This is a genomic window from Micromonospora sp. URMC 107 (assembly GCF_051386315.1).
GTDB lineage: Bacteria > Actinomycetota > Actinomycetes > Mycobacteriales > Micromonosporaceae > Micromonospora.
In genome coordinates this window covers 55429-76220 of record NZ_JBPQTK010000014.1, presented here as the reverse complement: position 1 = coordinate 76220, position 20792 = coordinate 55429, and the positions used below count along the sequence as shown (strand labels likewise).

Below are 20792 nucleotides of genomic sequence, written 5' to 3'. Positions count from 1 at the left end.
GGGGTGGGGGTGGGGGTGGGGTGGGGGCGGGCCAGGTGCTTGGGGCGGCGCAGCCCGGCCTGCCGGAGCAGCCGCACCAGCTCCCGGCTCGGCACCACCCGGGCGCCCAGCCAGACCGCCATGGCGAACCGCTCGGCGGGAATGTCGTAGTGGTCCCGGTCGAACCCCCGGCGGGGCACCCCCAGCGCCTCGGCGAAGGCGTGCAGCTCGGCCGGGGAGACGTCACTGATCAGGTGGGACCAGAGCCGCCCCCGCCACGGCCAGGCGGGCCGGTCCAGGTAGAGCATGTCGGCCAAACTACCCCGCCCGAGGGCCGGTTGGTGATCGCGCGGGACCGACCGTAGCCTCGGCGACATGGCCGGATCCCCCCTCCTCGACGACCTGCGGGCGGCGCTCGGCGACGACGCCGTGCTGACCGACCCGGACCTGCTGCGGATGCACGAGCGGGACGAGGCCGACCTCTGTGCCGCGGGCACGCCCCTGGTCGTGGTCCGTCCCCGCACCACCGGACAGGTGGCCGCCGCGCTGCGGGCCGCCGCGCGGCACGGCGTACCGGTGGTGCCGCAGGGGGCGCGTACGGGGCTGGCCGGCGCGGCCAACGCCGTCGACGGCGCGATGGTGCTGAGCACCGTCGCGATGGACGCCGTCCTGGAGATCGACCCGGTGAGCCGGATCGCCGTGGTGCAGCCCGGCGTGGTCAACGCGACGCTCGCCGCCGCCGTGGCCGAGCAGGGGCTCTGGTACCCGCCCGACCCGGGCTCGTGGGAGTCGTCCACGATCGGCGGGAACGTCGCCACCAACGCCGGCGGCATGTGCTGCGTCAAGTACGGGGTCACCACCGAGTACGTGCTGGGCCTGGAGGTGGTGCTCGCCTCCGGCGAGGTGCTGCGCACCGGCCGGCGCACCGCCAAGGGCGTGGCCGGGTACGACCTCACCCGGCTCTTCGTCGGCTCCGAGGGCACCCTCGGCGTGATCACCGAGGTGACCGTGGCGCTCCGGCCCGCCCCGGCGCAGTCACTGACCATGGTGGCGGTCTTCCCGTCCACCGCCGCCGCCGGCGCGGCCGTCGCCGACATCGCCGCCCGGGGGCTCTCCCCCAGCCTGCTGGAGCTGCTCGACCGGACGCACCTGCGGGCGATCGAGGCGTACCGGCCGATGGGGCTCCGGACGGACGCGCAGGCGCTGCTGCTGGCCTCCGCCGACACCGGCTCCCGCGCGGCCGACGACCTGGCCGGCCTGGCCGCGGTCTGCGAGGCGGCCGGTGCCGACGAGGTCTACGCGGCCACCGACGCCGTGGAGGCGGCGGCCCTGTTGCAGGCCCGCCGGCTCGCGCACCCGGCGATGGAGAAGTTCGCGGCGGAGACCTACCCGGGCGGCAACGGCGGCCTGGTCATCGACGACGTGGCGGTGCCCCGCGGCGCGTTGGCGGCGCTGCTCGACGGGGTGGCCCGGATCGCCCTGGAGTGCGACGTACCGATCGGCGTGGTCGGCCACGCCGGGGACGGCAACATGCACCCGAACATCGTGGTGGACCGGGCCGACCCGGCTAGCCTCGAACGCGGCCGGCGCGCGTTCGACGAGATCATGCGCCTCGGCCTCGACCTGGGCGGCACGTGCACCGGCGAGCACGGCGTGGGCCTGCTCAAGCGGGACTGGCTGGCCCGCGAGATCGGCCCGGTGGGCGTACGCGTGCACCAGGCGATCAAGGCGGCGCTGGACCCGGCCGGCCTGCTCAACCCGGGCAAGGTCCTCTGACCGCCGCGGTCCGGGCGCGGGCGGCGCGGGTCCGTCAGGCGGTCATCTCGGCCGGGGTGGCCTGGGTGAGCAGCAGCAGGATCTCGTGCGCGATCGGCGGGTGCTCCTCGCCCGGGCAGTCCTGGGACGTGACCAGGCCGGCCGAGGTGATCAGGCTGGACGTCAGCGCGTCGACGCAGACGACCTGGTAGCGCCGGACCTGGTCGGACTCCTTTGCCAGCCCCGGGTCGGCGAGCAGCCCCTGGAGCCGGGTGACGTGTTCCGGGTTGAGCGCGCCGGTCGACGTCACGCCGTCGCCGGCGCAGTCGACGCACTCCCACCTGCCGTCCGGTTCCACGTCGAGCGTGCGCAGCGGGCCGTCCGTGCCGACCCTCTGCAGGAGGCTGACCTCGCCCTTCCCGGCCGTCGCCGCGTCGCCGGGCCCTGGCTGCGACAGCCCGCTGCCGGCCGGCCCCGGCGCGGGGCCGTCGGCGGCGCTTCCGGGCGGCGAGCAGCCGACGAGCGCGGCGGCCAGCAGGGCGGCGGCGGACACCCGGGCCGGACGCGACCAGGAAGCGGGGGGCACGCGCCGGAACCTGACCCACCGTGGGTGAGGGCCGGAACCGCTGACCGGGGTCGGGCGGCGAATGTAGGGGGGTGGCTCGGGCCGGGCCGGTCAGCGGGACGAGGACGGCAGTTCGGCCGGGTCGTCGTCCGCGCCGCGGTCCGCCGCGAAGCCCCGCACGTCGGGCGCGCCGAGCCGGGCGGCGTCGGCCGTGGCGTCGTCGGGCATCAGCTGGGACTGGCGTTCCGCCTCCACCCGGGCCCGGTAGTGCTCCACCTCGCGGGCCCGGGTGGCCTCGTCCCAGCCGAGCACCGCGCCCATCAGTTCGGCCGCGTGGCCCACCGACTCCAGGCCTCGGTGCGCCGTCTCGAAGGAGATCCGGGTCCGCCGGGTGAGCACGTCCTCCAGGTGCAGCGCCCCCTCGGCCCGGGCCGCGTACGTCACCTCGGCGGCCAGGTATTCCGGGGCGCCGGCCAGCGGGGAGGCGAGCAGCGGATCCGCGTCGATCAGCGCGAGCAGGTCGCGGGTGAGGGTGCCGTAGCGCTCCAGCAGGTGCTCGATCACCCCGACCGGCACCCCGTGCCGGCGGGCCAGGTCCGCCCGGTCCCGCCACATCGCCGGGTAGCCGTCGGCACCGAGCAGCGGCAGGTCGGCGGTGCGGGAGGGGCGTACGGCGCCGAGCCGGTGGGCGGCCCGGTCGACCACGTCGGAGGCCATCACCCGGTACGTCGTGTACTTGCCGCCGGCCACCAGCAGCAGACCGAGCATCGGCTCGAAGACGGCGTGCTCGCGGGACAGCTTGGAGGTGGAGTCGGCCTCGCCGGCCAGCAGCGGGCGCAGCCCGGCGTAGACGCCCTCGATGTCGGCCGTCGTGAGCGGCCGGTCGAGCACCGTGTTGACCTGCTCCAGCAGGTATTCGATGTCCCGCGCGGAGGCCGCCGGGTGGGACCGGTCCAGCCGCCAGTCGGTGTCGGTGGTGCCGATGATCCAGTGCCCGCCCCACGGGATGACGAAGAGCACGCTGGTGGCCGTACGCAGGATCAGCCCGGCCTCGCCGGTGATCGCCGAGCGGGGCACCACCAGGTGCACACCCTTGGAGGCCCGGACCCGGATGCCGGGGCGCAGCCCGACGTCGTTCAGCATCCGCGACATGTCGTCGCTCCACACGCCGGTGGCGGCGATGACGGTGCGTGCGCGGACCTCGAACTCGGCGTCCGGGGAGCCGGGGGGCGCCTCCAGGTCGCGGACCCGGACGCCGGTGACCTCGCGGGCCTGCCGGATCAACCCGACCGCCCGGGTGCTGGTCACCACGGACGCGCCGAGGCTCGCCGCCGTGCGGGCCAGGGTCACCACCAGCCGCGCGTCGTCGACCTGACCGTCGTAGTAGCGGATCGCGCCGGCCACGGCGTCGGCCCGCAGGCTGGGGAAGACCCGGCGGGCCCCCTCGCGGGTCAGGTGCCGGTGCAGCGGCATGCCGCGCCCGCCGCCGAAGACCCCGGCGAAGGCGTCGTAGGCCGCCACGCCGGCGCCGTAGTAGGAGCGGCGGAACAGCCGCGCGGGCAGGCCGCGCACGCCCTGCCCGTCGGGCAGCGGGACCAGGATGGGCACCGGCCGGACCAGGTGCGGGGCCAGCCGGGTGGCGAGCAGCCCGCGCTCGGTCAGCGCCTCGTGCACCAGGTGGAACTCCAGCTGCTCCAGGTAGCGCAGGCCCCCGTGGATGAGCTTGCTGGAGCGGCTGGAGGTGCCGGCGGCGTAGTCGCGCGCCTCCACCAGAGCCACCTTCAGCCCGCGCGAGGCGGCGTCCAGGGCGGCCCCCGCTCCGGTCACGCCACCGCCGATGACCAGCACGTCGAAGCGTTCGGCCCGCAGGCGGCGCAGGTCGGCGGCCCGGCGCTCCGGGGAGAGCTGGCCGGCCGTCGTTCGGGACACGTTGGGGTCGCGCACCCGTCCACGGTAACCGTCGCCGCCAGCGGGCGGCACAGCCCGTCCGAGCCGTACTGTCGCAGGATGGAGGTCGGCCCCCCGTTTCCCGCTGGTCAGCCCGTCCCACGCCCGCCGGCCGCGCCCGGCCGGCAGAACCCCTGGGCGGTGGTGGCGGCGGCGGTGACCGGCTGCTGGATGGTCGGGCTCGTCGTGGTCGGCCAGAGCGGCGGGTGGCTGGCCGACCAGATCGTGCTGGCCTCTGGGCTGGACCGCGTGGTGTGGCTCTGGCCGGCGACGGTGCTGTTCACCGTGCTGCTGGTCGGCGCCCCCGCGCTGGCGCTCGCCCTGCTGCCCCGCTCGGCGGCGGTCCGTACCGCCGGCCGGGCCTGGCTGGCGGCGGCGCTCGCGCTCGGCGCGCTGGGGCTGCTCCGGGCGATTGCGCCGGTGCACCACGAGGCGTACCTCGCCGCGCTGGCCGCGACGGCCGCGCTGGCCGCCCTCGTCCTGCGGGCGCTGGCCCGCCGCGCGGCCGTCGCGACGCCCCGCGCGGTCGCGCCGCCCGCCACGCTGCTCGGGGTGGCCGGCGGGCTGGCGCTGCTGCTGCCCTGGGTCTGGCTGGGGGCGCTCGGCGGGCTGCTGGAGACGGTGCTCGCGGGGGTCGCCGCCGGCGCGGTGGGCGTGCTGGCCGGAGCGCTGCTGGACGACGCCTTCTGGTCCCGCTTCACGGTCGGCGGGCCGCCCCGGCCGGCCCGGTTGGTACTGGTCGGCGGGCTGGTCGCCGGGGTCGCGCTGCTGCTGCTCGCCGGCGGGGTCGGGCAGTCCGGGGCCCAACTCCCCCTGCTGCTGACCCTGCCGCCGGCCGGCTTCGCGCTGGCGGCCCTGCACGCGGCGGCCCGGCCCACGGGCGCCGTCCGACCCGCGGTCCGTTGGCTGGTCGGGCTCGGCGTGCTCGGCCCGCTGGCCTTCACCGACCCCGAGGAGATCACCCTCGTCCTGGCCGGAACCCGCGACGTGCCGTTCTGGGTGGCCGCCGCCGCCGGCGCCGGGCTCGCCGTCGCGGCCGTCCTCGCCGTGGCGTACGGCGTGCTGCTGACCCGGGGCCGGCGGCCGAGCCGACGGGTCGCCGGGGCGACCGCCGGCGCCCTGCTGGTCGGCCTCGGCGTGGTGGCCGTCGGCGCGGGCCAGCCCGGCCTGCACGGCGAGCGGCTGTTCGTGGTGCTCCGCGAGCAGGCCGACCTCGGTGGCGTCCCGGCGACGACCGGTCGGGCCGGCCGGGACGCCCGGGTCGGCGAGGTCTACCGGCGGCTGGTCGCGACCGCCGAGCGGACCCAGGGCGACCTGCGGCGGGACCTGCGCCGGCTGCGGCTGGCGCACACCCCCTACTACCTGGTGAACGCGGTCGAGGTGGCGGGCGGGCCGGCGGTGCGGGCCTGGCTGTCGCGCCGGCCGGAGGTGGCCCGGGTGCTGGTCAGCCAGCGGGTGCGACCGCTGCCCGCGCCGGCCGGCCGCAGTCGGGGCACCGCGCCCGCGCCCGCCGGCCCGGAGTGGAACGTCCGGATGCTCGGCGCGGACCGGGTCTGGTCCCGGCTCGGGGTGGACGGCTCCGGGATCGTGGTGGGCAGCTCGGACTCGGGCGTGGACGGCGGGCACCCCGCCCTGGCGGGCGGCTTCCGGGGCGGCGACGACTCCTGGCACGACCCGTGGGACGGCACCCGGGCGCCGACCGACCAGGGCGGGCACGGCACCCACACGGTGGGCAGCGCGGTGGGCCGGGGCGGCGTCGGGGTGGCCCCGGGCGCCCGGTGGGTCGGCTGCGTCAACCTGGACCGCAACCTGGGCAACCCCGCGTACTACCTGGACTGCCTCCAGTTCATGCTGGCGCCCTTCCCGGCCGGTGGGGATCCGTTCGCCGACGGGCGCCCGGCGCGCGCCCCGGAGGTCCTCACCAACTCGTGGGGCTGCCCGGCGATCGAGGGCTGCGACCCGGGCGTGCTCCGGCCGGCCACCGCCGCCCTGGACGCCGCCGGCATCATGGTGGTGGCCGCGGCCGGCAACACCGGGCCGTACTGCGGATCGATCGACGACCCGCCCGCCCCCTACGCGGACGTGCTGACCGTCGGCGCGGTGGACCGGCAGCGCCGGGTGACCAGCTTCTCGTCGCGGGGACCGGTGCCGGGGGCGGCCAAGCCGGACCTGGTCGCGCCGGGCGACGAGGTGCTGTCGGCGATGCCGGGCGGCGGGTACGCCACCCTGAGCGGCACCTCGATGGCGACCCCCCAGGTGGCCGGCGTGGTGGCGCTGATGTGGTCGGCCAACCCGGCGCTGGTCGGCGACCTGCCCCGCACCCGGCAGATCCTGCGGGACACCGCGACCCGGGCCGAGGCGACGTACGCCTCCCGGACGGACACCTGCGGCGGCGACGCGAACATCACCGGCGCCGGCCTGGTGGACGCGTACGCCGCCGTCCAGGCGGCGCGGGGGTGAGAGCCGGGTCAGCGCAGCCGGTCGAGCAGCTCCCGCGACCGCCGCACCACCAGGGTCGTCGCGTCCGCGTCGTACGACGGCAGCGCGCTGTCGGTGAACAGGTGCTGATCGCCCGGATAGACGAACAGCTCGGCGAGGTCGGAGCCGACGAGGCCGACCAGCTCGCGGGCGGCGTCGATGTCGCCCTCCAGGGCGAAGAACGGGTCGGCGTCCATGCCGTGGATCTGCACCGGGACCCCGGCGGGCCAGGGGCCGACGGCCCACTCGCCGGTGACGGGCAGGCAGGATTCGTAGAGCAGCGCGCCCCGGGCGCCGGGCCGGGTCTGGGCGAGCCGCTGGGCGGTGGCGGCGCCCCAGGAGAAGCCGCCGTAGACCAGACCGCCGGGCAGGTCGGCCACGGCCCGGTCGGCGCGCTCGCGGAGCGCCTCGCCCCCGATGCGCTTCGTCAGCGCGAAGCCCTCGTCGAGGGTGGCCGGTCGCTCGCCGTCGAACAGGTCCGGCGTGTGCACGGTGTGCCCGCCGGCCCGCAACCGATCGGCGAACTCGCGCACCCCGTCGGTGACCCCACGCAGGTGGTGGAACAGGACGACCTCGGCCATCTCTACACTCCTGTCAACGGACGACAACGATCGAATGATCCATGATTCTAGAACGGTCGAGAAATGTCGAGCAATGAGCGGATCCCGGACTACGACCTCGACGAGTTGCTCGTGGTCACCGCGCCCGCGCAGCTCCGCGCGCTGGCCGATCCCCTGCGCGCGACCCTCCTGGAGCTGCTTCTGGAGCGGGCCGCCACGGTGACCGAGCTGGCCCGGGCGGTCGATCGGCCCAAGAGCAGCGTCGCCTACCACGTGAACGCGCTCGTCGACGCCGGCCTGCTCCGGGTGGTGCGGACCCGGCGGGTGCGGGCGATCGACGAGCGGTACTACGGCCGGGTCGCCCGCACGCTCTACATCGGCGCGCTCACCCACCCCGAGGACAAGCGGGTCGCCACCGCCGTCAACGGGCTCGCGGAGGCGGTCGCCGAGTCCGCCGCGGCCCACGCCGCCGACGATCTGCGCTGCACCCTCGTCCACGCCCGCATCCCGGTCGAGGAGGTACGCGCGTTCTGGGCCGAGGTGCAGGCGCTGGCCCGCCGCTTCGCCCAGATCCCCCGGTCCGGCGATCAGGTCTACGGGTTCGTCGCCGGCCTCTACCCCACCGACGCGCCGACCCTCCCCGAGCCCGAGCCCGACCCGGAACCGGGGCCGAAGGCGGAGCCGGAGCCGGAGCCGGGGCCGGGGCCGGGGCCGGAGCCGGAGCCGAAGGCGGCCGGCTGACGTGACCGGGTCGCATCGCGGCGCGCCGCGGCGGCCCGCCGGCCGGTCGGCGCCGCCAGGGCCCCTTCGCGGCCGGAACACTCCGGTGATCTAGGGTCGGCGTCCATGGACCTGGAGATCGTCGAGCTGGGGCCCGACCAGCGGCCCGCCGTGGTGGAGCTCTGCGGGCGGGCACTCGACCTGCCGGAGGACGCGGCCGAGGCGCCGGCGATCGTGGGCACGCTCTGGGCGCGGGCCGGCAGCCACCGCCCGGTGGTCGCGTGGGGCGCGTACCGGGAGGGGCGCCTCGTGGGCGTGCTCGTCGGCTCCCTCGCCGCCGGCGACGGCGACGCCCGTGGTCACGTCGACCTGGTCGCGGTGGCGCCGGAGCAGCGGCGGCGGGGTGTCGGGCGGGCGCTGCTGGCGGTCGCCGAGGCGCGGTTCGCCGGCCTCGGTGCGGCCGAGGTGCTGCTCGCCGGGAACCCGCCGTACTACGCCTGGCCCGGCATCGACGTGCGCTACACCCCGGCGGTCTGCGCCGCGCTGGCGCTCGGCTACCGGCAGGACCGGACGGCGTGGAACATGACCGCCGACCTGTCGTACGACGACTCGCCCGCGCTGCGTCCGACGGAGCCCGCGGAGGCCCGGCTGGCGGGGCAGGGGGTGACGGTCCGCCGCGCCGGGGCGGGCGACCTGCCGGCGCTGGCGGAGTTCGCCCGCGCCACCTTCGGCGGGGCCTGGGACGCCGAACTGGCCGGCTCGGTGGGCCGGAAGGGAGCGGGCTGCCACCTGGCCGAACGCGACGGCGAGGTGCTCGGTTTCGCCGCGTACGGCTCGTCCCGGCCGAGCTGGTTCGGCCCGATGGGCACCGCCCCGGCCGCCGAGGGCTCGGGGATCGGCGGGGTGCTGCTGCGCCGGTGCCTGCGCGACCAGCGGGCGGCGGGCGTGACGGCGGCGCAGATCGGTTGGGTGGGGCCGGTCCCCTTCTACTCGGGCAGCGCGGGTGCCCGGATCGAACGCGTCTTCTTCCTGTACCGCAAGGCGCTCGGGGCATGACAACGGGGCGAATGGGATATAGATCCTTATAACGCCATTCGCCCGCATCGGTGATCGTCGCGCCCTACCGTTTCGGTAGAGGAGGCAGCCATGACCACGGACGACGAACGCCCCGGCCCCCTGCCGTTCGACCGGCTCGACTACGGCGACGCCGAGCAGCAGGCGGAGATGGCCGGCGTCGACGAGCCGGCCGACGAGCCGGTGACGCTGGTCGACGAGCCGGTGCAGATTCCGCAGCCGTACGACCGGGCGCAGAAGAGACGCAACCAACGGCCACTGCCGACGTGACAGCGGAAGGGGCGGACCGCTGACGCGGCCCGCCCCTTCCGGCGTTGGAGCTGGACTCAGAAGTCCATGTCCCCGCCACCCGGACCAGCCGGGGCGGCCGGGGTCTTCTCCGGCTTGTCCGCCACGACGGCCTCGGTGGTGAGGAAGAGCGCCGCGATCGACGCGGCGTTCTGCAGCGCCGAGCGGGTCACCTTGGCCGGGTCGATGATGCCCGCGGCCAGCAGGTCGACGTACTCGCCGTTGGCGGCGTTGAGGCCGTGACCCGGGTTGAGGTTGCGGACGTGCTCGACGACCACGCCACCCTCGAGACCGGCGTTGACGGCGATCTGCCGCAGCGGGGCGTCCAGCGCGATCTTGACGATCTGCGCACCGGTCGCCTCGTCGCCGACCAGGTCCAGCTTGTCGAAGGCGGTCTTGCCGGCCTGCACCAGCGCGACGCCACCACCCGGGACGATGCCCTCCTCGACGGCGGCCTTCGCGTTGCGGACGGCGTCCTCGATGCGGTGCTTGCGCTCCTTCAGCTCGACCTCGGTGGCCGCGCCGACCTTGATCACCGCGACGCCGCCGGCCAGCTTGGCCAGCCGCTCCTGCAGCTTCTCGCGGTCGTAGTCGGAGTCGCTCCGGTCGATCTCGGCCCGGATCTGGTTGACCCGGCCCTGGATCTGCTCGGCGTCGCCGGCACCGTCGACGATGGTGGTCTCGTCCTTGGTCACCACGACCTTGCGGGCGCGGCCCAGCATGTCGAGGCCGACGGCGTCCAGCTTGAGGCCGACCTCCTCACTGATGACCTGGCCACCGGTGAGGATGGCGATGTCGGCCAGCATGGCCTTGCGGCGGTCACCGAAGCCCGGCGCCTTGACGGCGACCGACTTGAAGGTGCCGCGGACCTTGTTGACGACCAGGGTGGCCAGGGCCTCGCCCTCGATGTCCTCGGCGATGATCAGCAGCGGCTTGCCCGACTGCATGACCTTCTCCAGGATCGGGAGCAGGTCCTTCACCGACGAGATCTTGCTGTTGACGATCAGGAGGTAGGGGTCGTCGAAGACGGCCTCCATGCGCTCCGGGTCGGTCATGAAGTAGGCCGAGATGTAGCCCTTGTCGAAGCGCATACCCTCGGTGAGCTCCAGCTCCAGCCCGAAGGTGTTGCTCTCCTCGACGGTGATGACGCCTTCCTTGCCCACCTTGTCCATCGCCTCGGCGATGATCTCGCCGACGCTGGTGTCACCGGCGGAGATGGAGGCGGTGGAGGCGATCTGCTCCTTGGTCTCGACGTCCTTGGCGAGCTTGAGCAGCTCCTCCGAGACGCTGGCCACGGCGGCCTCGATGCCCCGCTTCAGGGCGATCGGGTTGGCACCGGCGGCCACGTTGCGCAGGCCCTCGCGGACCAGGGCCTGGGCCAGGACGGTCGCCGTCGTCGTGCCGTCACCGGCGACGTCGTCGGTCTTCTTCGCGACCTCCTTGACCAGCTCGGCGCCGATCTTCTCGTAGGGGTCCTCGAGCTCGATCTCCTTGGCGATGCTCACACCATCGTTGGTGATGGTGGGGGCACCCCACTTCTTCTCGAGGACGACGTTGCGGCCCTTGGGGCCGAGGGTCACCTTCACGGCGTCGGCGAGCTGGTTCATGCCCCGCTCGAGGCCGCGGCGCGCCTCTTCGTCGAACGCGATCATCTTGGCCATACGGCGTTGTCCTCCTGGACACTCACGGGCCACCCGAGTGTGTGTCCCGGATGGGCCGCCTGGTGTACGCACCTTGGGGACGTCGCCACCTGGCGACGACGACGTCTCCTCGGTCGGGCCGGATAGCCCGCGACGACCGGCCATGTGCCGCAGCCGCGTCTGGACGCTGCTACGACCGTGACCCTACCGCCCCGACCATTGGCACTCACGGTATGCGAGTGCCAATGACTTGTTTAGCACTCTCCCCTGTCGAGTGCAAGCACGACCGCCCCGCTCAGCCGAGTTCACCCGCCAGCCGCACGCTGTCCACCGGCCCCTCGTGGGCGCGCTGCTCGGCGTACGTGACCACCAGGCCGACCAGCTGGGCGAGGTGGGTCGGCAGGGCCAGCACCGCGGCCACCAGCGCCACCGCCATCACGCCGACCGCCGTGCCGGGCGAGTCCATCGGGGTGGTGCCGAACGGCAGCGCGCCGATGCCCTCCACCATGCCGGCGGCGCCGCTGCCGACGATCACCGCCGCCGCCACCAGCGCCACCCGGCCGAGCAGCAGACCGAGCCGGTCGTGGAACATCCGGAAGGAACGGCCGATCGGGTGCTGCCGTTCGAACAGGTAGACCGGGCCGGCCATGCTGAGCGCGAAGGCGAAGTAGATGCCGGGAATGACGCAGAAGCAGACACCAAGCGTGATGATCACGCCCATCAGCAGGGTCCAGCCCCAGAGGCCCAGGGCCCGGCGCGCCCCGTAGGACAGGGCCGCGCCCATGCCCACCGGCTGACCCGCCGCCTGCCGGGCGATCACCCAGGTGCCGGCCGCCCAGCCCAGGCTCTGCACCAGACCGAAGACGAGGGCGCTGCCGAGCACCACGGACAGCAGGACGCCCATGTCGGTCACGAAGGTGTCGGGCAGCGCGGCGGGATCGTCGGCCATCGACCGCTCCCACTTCGCGGTCGGGTCGAGGACCAACGAGACCACCGACACCACGAGGGCCGGCAGCACCTGGGTGAGCAGCAGGATCGGCAGCAGCAGCCGCCAGCCCCGGCGCACCGCGCCGACGCACCGGTTGAACCAGCCGTTGACGCCGGCGCCGGGCGGGGTGACGAGCAGGTCGGCCGGGTCGAGGCCGTGCCCCGGCGGGTACCACCCGTGGACCGGCTGCCCCGGATAGGCGACCGGGGCGCCCGGGTACCACGGCTGCCCGCCGTACGGGCCGGAGCCGACCGGGTACCCGCCGGTGGGCGGAAAGACCCAGTCCTGCGGGCCCGCCGGCGCGCCGCCGCCCGGGACGACGGGGTAGCCCGGGACCACGGGGCCGCCCGGGACCACGGGGCCGCCCGGGCCGGGAACGGGCGGTCCTCCGGCACCCGGGACGGCCGGCTCCCCGCTGGCCGGGGGCGTGGCGGCGCCGGGCTCCGGTGCGGCCGGGCCGCCGGATGGCGTCGCGGCGGGGTCGGGATCTCCCGGGGGCGGCGCGGCCTGGGGCGGCTGGTCGGACATGAACCCTCCTCAGCGATGGCTGGAACGGCTCACGATCCTTCCCTGCCGGCGCAACAGCGCCGACGCCCGCCCCCACGGACGGGGCCGGTTGACGGCTGCCCGGCCCGGGACCACCCGCCCGGCGCCCCACCGCCCAATCGTCCGGAAGTCGGCCGACCGGGGCGGAAGGGACGCCCGGTCAGGCGATGACGCGCACGCGCTCGGCCTGCGGGCCCTTCTGGCCCTGGGCGATCTCGAACTCGACCCGCTGGCCGTCGTCCAGCGCCTTGTAGCCGTCCATCTCGATCGCCGAGAAGTGGACGAAGACGTCCTGCCCGCCGTCGACGGCGATGAAGCCGTAGCCCTTTTCGGAGTTGAACCACTTCACGGTGCCCTGTGCCACGGTGCACTTCCTCACTCTGCGCGGCGTTCCACGACCCCGGAGGCCGGGCGGGCCGGCACCGGAGGACCACCGGCTCGGCGATCGACGAGAGCCGCTGAAACGGTGACCGAAATCGCACGCTACACGAAGCGTGACGACGGCGCACGACCGCAAATCGGGCGAATTCCGACCGAGCGCCATTGGCGTCCATCGCTGTGATAGGGATGCGTCATGACGAGCACGCCCGACGGGTCGGGACCGGCGCGGCGGGCGGAGGTCCGGCGGGTCCGGCCGCGCGACGCGGCCCGGATGCGGGCCCTGCGGCTGGAGATGCTCGCCGACGCCCCGCTCGCCTTCCTGGAGACCCTCGCCGACGCGGCGGCCCGCCCGCACGCGGACTACGCGGCCCGGATCGCGGCCGTCTCCGTCGGGGCCGGCACCGCGCAGTTCGTCGCGGACCCGGGCGGCCGGCTCGTCGGGCACGCCGGCGGCACGGCGGCCCCCGGAGAGCCGGGGCTGACCGTGGTGTACGCCGTCTACGTCACCCCGCCCTGGCGGGGCACCGGCCTCCTCGGCGACCTGGTCGACGCGGTCGCGGCCTGGTCCCGGGCCTGCGGGCGCCCCGAGCTGATGCTGGAGGTCGTGGTCGGCAACGACCGGGCCTGTCGCGCGTACCGGCGGCTGGGCTTCGTCGACACCGGCGTACGCGTCCCGCACCCCACCGTCCCGGCGCTCACCGAACTCCAGATGCGCCGCCCGGCCTGACGCGGCTGCCCGGACCGGCCCGTGCCGGGCCGGTCCGGGCAGCCGGACGGATCACGCGTGCCGGCGGGACTGCACGATGCGGAACCGGTTGGCCACGTAGGCGCCGTCGGTGAGCGCGGAGTTGGCCGCCGCGTTGGCGCCGCTGCCGTGGAAGTCGGAGAAGGCCGCCGACTGGTTCACGAAGACGCCGCCGGTCAGGTTGCAGGACAGGTGCACCCCGACCTCGATCGCCGTCGCCTCGGCCGCGTCGAGGACCGCCTCGTCGGTGGAGTAGACCGCCGCGGTGAGCGCGCCCTTCTCGCCGACCGTGGAGCGCAGGATCTCCAGGCTGTGCGCGGTGGAGTCCGTGGCGATGGCGAACGAGATCGGCCCGAACCACTCCTTCGAGTAGGTCGCGGTGTCGTCGGCCGCCAGCCGGACCACCGTCGGCGTGCGGACCACCGCGCCGGGGAAGGCGGGGTGCTCGACCGTACGCGACTCCAGCACCGCCTCGCCGACCTTGGTCACCTCGTCGAGGCGCTCCAGCACCCCGTCGTTGACGATCGCGCCGGTCATCTCCACCCCGCGCGCCGGGTCCGCAGTGATCTTGGCGACCGCCGCGGCGATTCCGCCCGCCACCTCGTCGAAGCTCTTGTGGCCCTGGTCGGTGGCGATGCCGTCGCGGGGGATCAGGATGTTCTGCGACGTGGTGCACATCTGGCCGCTGTAGAGCGTCAGGGTGAAGCCGAGGTTGCGGCACATCCCGGCGAAGTCGTCGGTGGAGTCGATCACCACCGTGTTCAGCCCGGCCTTCTCGGTGTACACCGCCGCCTGCCGGGCGTTGGCCTCCAGCCAGTCGCCGTACTCGGTGGAACCCGTGAAGTCGATGATCTTCACGGCCGGGTGCAGGGCCAGCGTGGAGGCGAGCTTCTCGCCAGGGGCCTCGGGGGCGAGCAGCACCAGGTTCGGGTCGAAGCCGGCCTCGGCGAGCACCTCCCGGGCGTACTTCACCGTGATCGCCAGCGGCAGCACCGCGCGGGGGTGCGGCTTGACGAGGACCGGGTTGCCCGTCACCAGCGAGGCGAACAGCCCCGGGTACGAGTTCCAGGTCGGGAACGTGTTGCAGCCGATCACCAGCGCCACACCACGGGGCACCACGTGGAAGGTCTTGGTCATCCGCAGCGGGTCGCCCTTGCCGGCCGCCTTCTCCCAGCCCGCCGTCCCCGGGTGCCGGGTCATCTCGGCGTACGCGTAGGCGACCGCCTCCAGCGCGCGGTCCAGCGCGTGCGCGCCGCCGGCCTGGAAGGCCATCACGAAGGCCTGGCCGCTGGTGAACTGCACCGCGTTGGCCAGCTCGAAGATGTGCTTGTGCAGCCGGTCGAGGATCTCCAGGCAGACCCCCGCCCGGGCCTGCGGGCCGGCGTCGCGCCAGCCGGGCAGGGCGGCGGATGCGGCGGCGAGCAGCTCGTCGGCGCCGGCGTGCGGGTAGCGGACGTTCAGCTCGACGCCGAACGGGCTGGTCTCGGTGGCGACCCGGTCGGCCACGCCCGGCTGGTCGAGGGGGAAGTCACCGCCGAGGTACGCCTCGAAGGCGGCCTTGCCGTCGGCGGCGGCGGTCTCGCCGTAGACCCGGGGGCTGGGCGACTCGGGGTAGGCGGACCAGTACCCGCGCTCCGTGATCGCGGTCAGCGCACGGTTGAGGGTGTCGGCGTGCCTGTCGTACAGGGGGTGCGGGGTCTCCGTCATGCCCGCCATCATGCAACAGGAAGCCCCAGGATCAGTAGGGCCGTGTCACAACTCAGATCGTGAGCTGCCAGTCGGTCCATCCGTCGACGGGGCGGAACCCGAGTTGCTCGTTGATCCGCACCATGTGGGCGTTCTCGGCCGCGTTGAAGGTGTCGATCGCGCGTACCGCCGGCTCGTGGGCCAGCAGGTGGCGCAGGTTCTCGACCTTCGCGAGCAGGCCGAGCCGGTGGCCGCGGTGCTCCGGGTCGACGATGGTGATCTGCTGGAACGCGTGCCAGTCGGCCGACGGCCCCACGTCGAGCAGGGTCCAGGCGACCACCCGACCGGACGCCTCGTGGCACACCGCCGTGTGGTAGCGCCGCCGCCCCCGCGCCTCCAGCGCCCGCTCGATGCCGCGGACCCGTTCGACGTCGATCCGCTCCGGCTCCCACTCCACGTCGCCCAGGGGCGCGTCGGCCATCAGCCGGCCGTCGAGGTAGGCGATGTCGGCGACGTACCTCCCGGGGGTCCGCCCCTGCCAGCGGACGGTGCGGTACCCGGCGGCGCGGGACCGGGCCTCGGCCAGCGACGCGGCCAGGCCCGCGTGGTCGAGCCGGGTGGTGTCGAGGCGGCGGCGGACCTCGGCCAGCGCCGGCCGGGCGCCGGTCGTCGCGGCGAAGGCGGCACCGGCCCCGGACCGGGCCGGGCCACCGGGCAGCGCGGCGACCGTCATCGCCACCACCCGCTTGCGGCCCCGCTCGCGCAGCAGGCGTACGGCGTGCCCGTGCAGCGCGCGGCCGACGCCGCGACGCCGGAACTCCGGGTGCACGATCACCTCGGCGGCGGCGTTCTCGGTGTTGTCGAGCTGCGGCAGGTCCAGCGCGAGGTAGCCGGCCGGCACGCCGTCGAGCCGGGCCAGCGCCCAGAGCGGATCGTTGCCCGGCATCGGGTGCCGGATGGCCGCCTCGAAGCGCCGCCGGCAGAAGGGCGGGAAGTCCGGCAGGTCGGCGTCGTTGGCCGCCGCGCCGATCCGGTACGCCTCGTCGATCGCGGCCTGGTCGGCGGCGTCGAGCGGTGCGATCGCGATGCTCATCGGCTGAGGGTGCGCCATACGACGACGATCGGGCCAGCGATTTAGCCGCTGGCCCGATCGGAAGTTGGTCGGGAGGGACGCTCGCACAACGCCTCCGGCGTTGGGTCGCAAGAACTTGAAGTCTCCGGCGAGACGCCCTCCCGCACGGAGCATCTTGCGCCGTCCGGTTACCGCCGTCAAGTCGTTCTCGGCGCGTTTTCCGCACTCACAGCGAAAACCCAGTTACCCCCCGAATCCCCCACCCACCCCTCCCGAGGGTCCGAGCTCCGAGTCGATCATGAGGTTTGCGGCACCCTTCGCGATCGACTTCGCCGCCAACCTCATGATCACGCAGCCTCCACCGGGCGGGCGGGACCGGGTGGGTCAGGCGGGGATCAGTGGTGGGGGTGTGGTCGTCGGGCGCTGGCGGTGCTGCTGGATGGTGTCGACGATCCGCCAGACGACGGCGGTGATCGGCACCGAGACGAAGGCCCCGGCGATGCCGGCGATCAGGGTGCCGGCGGTCACCGCCACCAGGATCACCGCCGGGTGCAGGCGTACCTGACGCTTCATGATCAGCGGCTCCAGCAGGTTGCCCTCGATCTGCTGTACGGCGATCACGGCGGCCAGGACGAGCAGCGCGGTCACCGGCCCCTTCGCCGCGAGCGCGACCAGCACCGCCACGGCACCGGCGACGGTCGCCCCGATGATCGGGATGAAGCCGCCGAAGAAGGTGATGAGCGCGAGCGGGAAGGCCAGCGGCACCCGGAGCACCACGAGCGCCAGGCCGATGCCGATCGCGTCGATCGCGGCGATCATCATCGTGCCCCGGCTGTACGCGCCGAGCGTGCGCCAACCGGCCTGGCCCGCCTCGGCGGTCACCGCCCGGTTCGGCCCGGTCGTCCGGGACAGCGTCCAGTGCCACATGGACCGGCCGTCCTTGAGCAGGAAGAACAGCAGCACGAGCGCGAGCAGCGCCGAGCCGACCACCTCCGCGGCCGTCCTGGCACCGGAGACCGGGTCGACGGAGCCCTGCCCGACCCCCTGGCGGGCCTGGTCGAGCAGCCGGTCGAGCTGCTGGTCGCTGACCGGCAGCGTCGAGGTGACGAACTCCCGGGTCCGTCGCAGGCCCTGCCCCAGCTCCTGGCTCAACTCGCTGAACTGGCCCGCGGTGAGGCTCCACACCAGCGCGCCGACGCCGAACAGCAGGCCGAGCAGCAGCAGGACGGTGAGCAGGGCGGCCAGCGCGGCGGGCAGCCGGAGCCGGCGCAGCGCGAGCTGCACCGGGTCGAGCAGCGCGGTGAGGAAGATGGTGGCGGCCAGCGCGATGGCCAGCGGCGCGAGCAGCACGGCGATCTTCCCCAGCAGGTACAGCCCGGCGACGATCACCACCAGGCAGGCGCTCCACACCACCGCCGAGCGGACCAGCCAGGGAAGCGCGGCCCAGGTCTGTCGGGGGCCCGTGCCCCGGCCCGTCGTCCCCTCGGGCGTACGCCCGGCATCGTCTGCGACCACGTCGGCCCTCCTCGATCTCCGGCGAGTCGGTACCCGGCCGGCGTCCCTCCGACACCCGCGTCCCCTTTCACGCTAGATGGGCGGCCGACGCGTCGGAGGGCTACCGACCGTTTCCCGATCGCCCTCTGGTCGCCTCTCCGTCGCGTTTGCGCCCCCGACCTCAGGGAAGGCAGAGATCGGACCCGGATTCGAGGAGGACCCGATGAGTGACTTCATGGACAAGGCCGAGGACTTCGCCGACAAGCACGACAAGCAGGTCGACCAGGGCCTGGAGAAGGGCGGCGACATGGCCGACCAGCGCACGGGCGGCAAGTACGACGAGCAGATCGACAAGGGCGTCGACCAGGCCCAGACCCGCACCGGGGAGGGCGACCAGGTCCGCTGAGCCGCCGTGTGCCGTCCCGGGTCGCCGCGCGCTCGGTGGCCCGGGACCTTCGCTTCCTGACGGATCGACGCGTACCGCTAGCCAAGGATCGACCACTCTCGCTACTATCCGCAGTCGGAACATGACTCAAAGTGGAGTCGTCCCCGACCGGACCGGTGCCCACCCCTTGGGGCGCCGTGACGAGAGGAAGTCATCCGGTGACCGAGGCCCCCGAGACGACCGCCCCCCAGCGCTATCCGTTCAGCGACCCCGACCGGCTCAACCTCGACCCGCGCTACGCCCGGCTGCGCCGGGACGAACCGCTCACCCGGATCCGGATGCCCTACGGCGAGCCGGCCTGGCTCGCCACCCGCCACGCCGACGTCCGGACCGTGCTCGGCGACCCGCGGTTCAGCCGGGCCGCCTCGGTGGACCGGGACGAGCCCCGCAACACGCCGCGGCAGCAGGAGGGCGGGATCCTGTCGATGGATCCGCCGGAGCACACCCGGCTGCGTCGGCTGGTGGCGAAGGCGTTCACCGCCCGGCGGGTGGAGCAGCTGCGACCCCGGACCAGGGAGGTGGCCCACGAGCTGGTCGACGGCATGCTCGCCGCCGGCCCGCCGGCCGACCTGGTGGCGCACCTGGCGACCCCGCTGCCCATCCGGGTCATCTGCGACCTGCTCGGCGTCCCGGTGACCGACCAGGACCGTTTCCACACCTGGTCCGAGGCGATCGTGTCGACCACCTCACTGAGCCCGGAACAGGCCCAGGAGTACATCGACAACCTGCTCGCGTACATGGGCGAGCTGATCGCGCGGCGGCGCGAGCAACCCACCGACGACCTGATCGGCGCGATGGTCCGGGCCAGGGACGCCGACGACCGGCTCGCGGAGGACGAGGTCGTGCGGCTGGCCGCCGGGCTGCTCGCGGCCGGGCACGAGACGACCGTGACCCAGATCCCCAACTTCGTGTACGCCCTGCTGACCCACCCCGACGAGTGGGCCCGGCTGCGGGCACGGCCGCACCTGGTGCCGGCGGCCGTCGAGGAGCTGATGCGGTTCGTGCCGCTCGGCGCGTCCTCGGCCTTCGCCCGCTACGCCACCGAGGACGTCGAGCTCGGCGGCGTGCTGGTGCGGGCCGGCGAGCCGGTGGTGGTGTCGATTCCCTCGGCGAACCGGGACGAGACGGTCTTCGCCGAGGCGGACCGGCTCGACCTGACCCGGCAGGTGAACCCCCACCTGGGCTTCGGGCACGGGGTGCACCACTGCGTCGGCGCGCAGCTCGCCCGGATGGAGCTCCAGGTCGTCCTGGAGACGCTGATCGCCCGCACGCCCGACCTGCGGTTGGCCGTGCCGGAATCCGAGCTGACCTGGAAGAGCGGCCTGCTGGTCCGGGGGCTCGTCGCCATGCCGGTGAGTTGGTGAAGGGATGAGTGGGATGGACGAGCAGTGGCGGGTGCACGTGGATCCGACCCGGTGCATCGGGTCCGGGATCTGCGCGGGCACCGCGCCGGAGCACTTCGTGCTGGTGGGCGGGTTGGCCCGGCCGCTCGCCGAGCGGGTGGCGCCGGACGACGCGCTGGTGGACGCCGCGGACTCCTGCCCGATGGAGGCGGTCATCGTCTCCGAGGCGGACGGCCTGCGCCGGATCGCGCCGGAGCCCTGAGCCGGCCCGGCAACCGGAGACCCCTCGGCAGGCGCCGCGCGGGCCGGTAGGCGCTGCCCGAGGCGGCAAGGGCAGCCCGAGGCGGCAAGGGCCGCGGGCCGGCGTCGGCCGGTGGGTACGCCGGTGGCCACGCCCCGGGCCGGGCGTGGCCACCGTGGGTAGGGGCGGGTCAGCGCTGCTTCTCGCTCAGCTCCGCCATCGACGTGGTCCGGCCGCTCAGCGCGTCCCGCATCCGGTCCACCAGGCCGGCGCCGGGGTTGAGCAGCTTGTTCGCCGGCGGTCGGTCGGGCGCGGCCGGGTGCGGTCGGGTCGGGGCGGTCTTCTTGGTCGCCTCCACCTTCCCGGCCAGCTCGACCATCTCCTCGTGGGCGACCGCGGCGCGCAGGCGTGGGAAGAGGTCGGACTCCTCGTCCTTGACGTGGTGCCGGATCGTGCTGGTCAGGTGCCCCAGCAGCTCGTCGAAGCGCGGGTCGGACGGGTCGAGCGACTCCAGCTCCTTCATGGTCCGCTCGGCGTCGGCGTGCTCGGAGATCTCGTGTTCGGCGATCTGGTCGCCGTCGGGCAACGCCTTGCGGGCGGTCGGATAGACGTGCATCTCCTCGGCGACGGCGTGGCGGACCAGCTCGGCGATCACCACGTCGGCCAGCTGCCGGCGGTGCTCGGGGGTGCCCTGCCGGCTCTCCAACTGCACGAAGAGTGACTCGACCTCACGGTGGTCGGCGGTCAGGACGTCCACCACGTCCTGCCCGGCGGTGTCTTGTGTTCTGGTCATGTCTGCCCCTTACCGGTTGCGGAACGGTCGGCTGTGGGCCTGGTACCCGAGA

The 20792-nt window shown here is 74.4% G+C and carries 20 protein-coding genes; 9 read left to right on the top strand and 11 right to left on the bottom strand.

The features are described 5' to 3' along the window. The coding region (locus ACSNN9_RS05580; protein WP_436671538.1) for a DUF4031 domain-containing protein at positions 1-287 on the bottom strand (287 nt) is incomplete at its 3' end. A gap of 67 nt (positions 288-354) precedes the next feature. On the opposite strand from ACSNN9_RS05580, the gene ACSNN9_RS05575 reads away from it, so the two are divergent. Further along, entirely contained in the window at positions 355-1755 is a 1401-nt protein-coding gene (locus ACSNN9_RS05575) for an FAD-binding oxidoreductase (RefSeq protein ID WP_436671537.1), read from the top strand. A 34-nt stretch (positions 1756-1789) separates the two neighbouring features. On the opposite strand, the gene ACSNN9_RS05570 is transcribed toward ACSNN9_RS05575, so the two are convergent. Continuing rightward, positions 1790-2320 carry a hypothetical protein gene (locus ACSNN9_RS05570; RefSeq protein ID WP_436671535.1) on the bottom strand — a complete coding sequence of 177 codons (531 nt, stop codon included), beginning with the start codon at positions 2318-2320 and terminating at the stop codon, positions 1790-1792. Positions 2321-2410: 90 nt separating this feature from the next. Then, a complete protein-coding gene (locus tag ACSNN9_RS05565; protein WP_436671540.1) occupies positions 2411-4228 on the bottom strand; it encodes a glycerol-3-phosphate dehydrogenase/oxidase in 1818 nt (605 codons plus the stop codon). A gap of 78 nt (positions 4229-4306) precedes the next feature. Here ACSNN9_RS05565 and ACSNN9_RS05560 point away from each other — a divergent pair, with 78 nt between their 5' ends. Continuing rightward, the gene (locus ACSNN9_RS05560) at positions 4307-6706 is read left to right on the top strand and encodes a S8 family serine peptidase (protein ID WP_436671534.1); all 2400 of its coding nucleotides are present in this window, start codon (positions 4307-4309) and stop codon (positions 6704-6706) included. Between the two features lie 8 nt (positions 6707-6714). On the opposite strand, the gene ACSNN9_RS05555 is transcribed toward ACSNN9_RS05560, so the two are convergent. After that, the gene (locus ACSNN9_RS05555) at positions 6715-7305 is read right to left on the bottom strand and encodes a dienelactone hydrolase family protein (protein WP_436671533.1); all 591 of its coding nucleotides are present in this window, start codon (positions 7303-7305) and stop codon (positions 6715-6717) included. 63 nt (positions 7306-7368) lie between these two features. Between ACSNN9_RS05555 and ACSNN9_RS05550 the strand changes: the two genes are divergently transcribed. From ACSNN9_RS05550 to ACSNN9_RS05540, 3 genes are all read left to right on the top strand, one after another. After that, on the top strand, positions 7369-8025 hold the full coding sequence (locus ACSNN9_RS05550) for a helix-turn-helix domain-containing protein (RefSeq protein WP_436671532.1): 657 nt from the start codon (positions 7369-7371) through the stop codon (positions 8023-8025). Between the two features lie 105 nt (positions 8026-8130). Continuing rightward, positions 8131-9060, top strand: coding sequence for a GNAT family N-acetyltransferase (locus ACSNN9_RS05545; protein WP_436671530.1), 930 nt, complete (start codon positions 8131-8133; stop codon positions 9058-9060). A gap of 90 nt (positions 9061-9150) precedes the next feature. Next, positions 9151-9348, top strand: a complete 198-nt coding sequence (locus ACSNN9_RS05540; RefSeq protein WP_088998151.1) for a hypothetical protein — start codon at positions 9151-9153, stop codon at positions 9346-9348. A 56-nt stretch (positions 9349-9404) separates the two neighbouring features. On the opposite strand, the gene groL is transcribed toward ACSNN9_RS05540, so the two are convergent. The 3 genes from groL to ACSNN9_RS05525 form a co-directional block, all read right to left on the bottom strand. Next, positions 9405-11027, bottom strand: a complete 1623-nt coding sequence (gene groL / locus ACSNN9_RS05535) for a chaperonin GroEL (protein WP_088998150.1) — start codon at positions 11025-11027, stop codon at positions 9405-9407. 274 nt (positions 11028-11301) lie between these two features. Next, positions 11302-12522, bottom strand: coding sequence for a hypothetical protein (locus ACSNN9_RS05530; RefSeq protein WP_436671528.1), 1221 nt, complete (start codon positions 12520-12522; stop codon positions 11302-11304). A 178-nt stretch (positions 12523-12700) separates the two neighbouring features. Next, positions 12701-12904, bottom strand: coding sequence for a cold-shock protein (locus tag ACSNN9_RS05525; RefSeq protein ID WP_067305333.1), 204 nt, complete (start codon positions 12902-12904; stop codon positions 12701-12703). Positions 12905-13114: 210 nt separating this feature from the next. Between ACSNN9_RS05525 and ACSNN9_RS05520 the strand changes: the two genes are divergently transcribed. Continuing rightward, positions 13115-13648, top strand: coding sequence for an N-acetyltransferase family protein (locus tag ACSNN9_RS05520; RefSeq protein ID WP_436671527.1), 534 nt, complete (start codon positions 13115-13117; stop codon positions 13646-13648). Positions 13649-13699: 51 nt separating this feature from the next. On the opposite strand, the gene paaN is transcribed toward ACSNN9_RS05520, so the two are convergent. The 3 genes from paaN to ACSNN9_RS05505 form a co-directional block, all read right to left on the bottom strand. After that, positions 13700-15373 (bottom strand): phenylacetic acid degradation protein PaaN, encoded by a 1674-nt coding sequence (gene paaN / locus ACSNN9_RS05515; RefSeq protein WP_436671526.1) that lies wholly within the window; start codon positions 15371-15373, stop codon positions 13700-13702. Positions 15374-15425: 52 nt separating this feature from the next. Continuing rightward, positions 15426-16445 (bottom strand): GNAT family N-acetyltransferase, encoded by a 1020-nt coding sequence (locus tag ACSNN9_RS05510; protein ID WP_436671525.1) that lies wholly within the window; start codon positions 16443-16445, stop codon positions 15426-15428. A 363-nt stretch (positions 16446-16808) separates the two neighbouring features. Continuing rightward, positions 16809-17939, bottom strand: coding sequence for an AI-2E family transporter (locus ACSNN9_RS05505; RefSeq protein WP_436671524.1), 1131 nt, complete (start codon positions 17937-17939; stop codon positions 16809-16811). 202 nt (positions 17940-18141) lie between these two features. Here ACSNN9_RS05505 and ACSNN9_RS05500 point away from each other — a divergent pair, with 202 nt between their 5' ends. The 3 genes from ACSNN9_RS05500 to ACSNN9_RS05490 all read left to right on the top strand — a co-directional run bounded on the left by ACSNN9_RS05500 (position 18142) and on the right by ACSNN9_RS05490 (position 19968). Continuing rightward, positions 18142-18324, top strand: a complete 183-nt coding sequence (locus ACSNN9_RS05500; RefSeq protein WP_436671523.1) for an antitoxin — start codon at positions 18142-18144, stop codon at positions 18322-18324. Positions 18325-18521: 197 nt separating this feature from the next. Continuing rightward, the gene (locus ACSNN9_RS05495; protein WP_436671522.1) at positions 18522-19727 is read left to right on the top strand and encodes a cytochrome P450; all 1206 of its coding nucleotides are present in this window, start codon (positions 18522-18524) and stop codon (positions 19725-19727) included. 4 nt (positions 19728-19731) lie between these two features. Continuing rightward, positions 19732-19968 carry a ferredoxin gene (locus tag ACSNN9_RS05490; RefSeq protein ID WP_358086109.1) on the top strand — a complete coding sequence of 79 codons (237 nt, stop codon included), beginning with the start codon at positions 19732-19734 and terminating at the stop codon, positions 19966-19968. Positions 19969-20137: 169 nt separating this feature from the next. Here the strand turns inward: ACSNN9_RS05490 and ACSNN9_RS05485 are convergent, their stop codons facing one another. Then, entirely contained in the window at positions 20138-20740 is a 603-nt protein-coding gene (locus ACSNN9_RS05485; RefSeq protein ID WP_436671521.1) for a hemerythrin domain-containing protein, read from the bottom strand. Between the last annotated feature and the right edge of the window lie 52 nt (positions 20741-20792).

What these genes read in the sequence shown, in the direction of transcription:
- ACSNN9_RS05575 (WP_436671537.1), top strand. Translation starts at nt 355, where the DNA reads ATGGCCGGATCCCCCCTCCTCGACGACCTGCGGGCGGCGCTCGGCGAC.
- ACSNN9_RS05560 (WP_436671534.1), top strand. Translation starts at nt 4,307, where the DNA reads ATGGAGGTCGGCCCCCCGTTTCCCGCTGGTCAGCCCGTCCCACGCCCG.
- ACSNN9_RS05555 (WP_436671533.1), bottom strand. Translation starts at nt 7,305, where the DNA reads ATGGCCGAGGTCGTCCTGTTCCACCACCTGCGTGGGGTCACCGACGGG.
- ACSNN9_RS05550 (WP_436671532.1), top strand. Translation starts at nt 7,369, where the DNA reads ATGTCGAGCAATGAGCGGATCCCGGACTACGACCTCGACGAGTTGCTC.
- ACSNN9_RS05545 (WP_436671530.1), top strand. Translation starts at nt 8,131, where the DNA reads ATGGACCTGGAGATCGTCGAGCTGGGGCCCGACCAGCGGCCCGCCGTG.
- ACSNN9_RS05540 (WP_088998151.1), top strand. Translation starts at nt 9,151, where the DNA reads ATGACCACGGACGACGAACGCCCCGGCCCCCTGCCGTTCGACCGGCTC.
- groL (WP_088998150.1), bottom strand. Translation starts at nt 11,027, where the DNA reads ATGGCCAAGATGATCGCGTTCGACGAAGAGGCGCGCCGCGGCCTCGAG.
- ACSNN9_RS05530 (WP_436671528.1), bottom strand. Translation starts at nt 12,522, where the DNA reads ATGTCCGACCAGCCGCCCCAGGCCGCGCCGCCCCCGGGAGATCCCGAC.
- ACSNN9_RS05520 (WP_436671527.1), top strand. Translation starts at nt 13,115, where the DNA reads ATGACGAGCACGCCCGACGGGTCGGGACCGGCGCGGCGGGCGGAGGTC.
- paaN (WP_436671526.1), bottom strand. Translation starts at nt 15,373, where the DNA reads ATGACGGAGACCCCGCACCCCCTGTACGACAGGCACGCCGACACCCTC.
- ACSNN9_RS05510 (WP_436671525.1), bottom strand. Translation starts at nt 16,445, where the DNA reads ATGAGCATCGCGATCGCACCGCTCGACGCCGCCGACCAGGCCGCGATC.
- ACSNN9_RS05500 (WP_436671523.1), top strand. Translation starts at nt 18,142, where the DNA reads ATGAGTGACTTCATGGACAAGGCCGAGGACTTCGCCGACAAGCACGAC.
- ACSNN9_RS05490 (WP_358086109.1), top strand. Translation starts at nt 19,732, where the DNA reads ATGAGTGGGATGGACGAGCAGTGGCGGGTGCACGTGGATCCGACCCGG.
- ACSNN9_RS05485 (WP_436671521.1), bottom strand. Translation starts at nt 20,740, where the DNA reads ATGACCAGAACACAAGACACCGCCGGGCAGGACGTGGTGGACGTCCTG.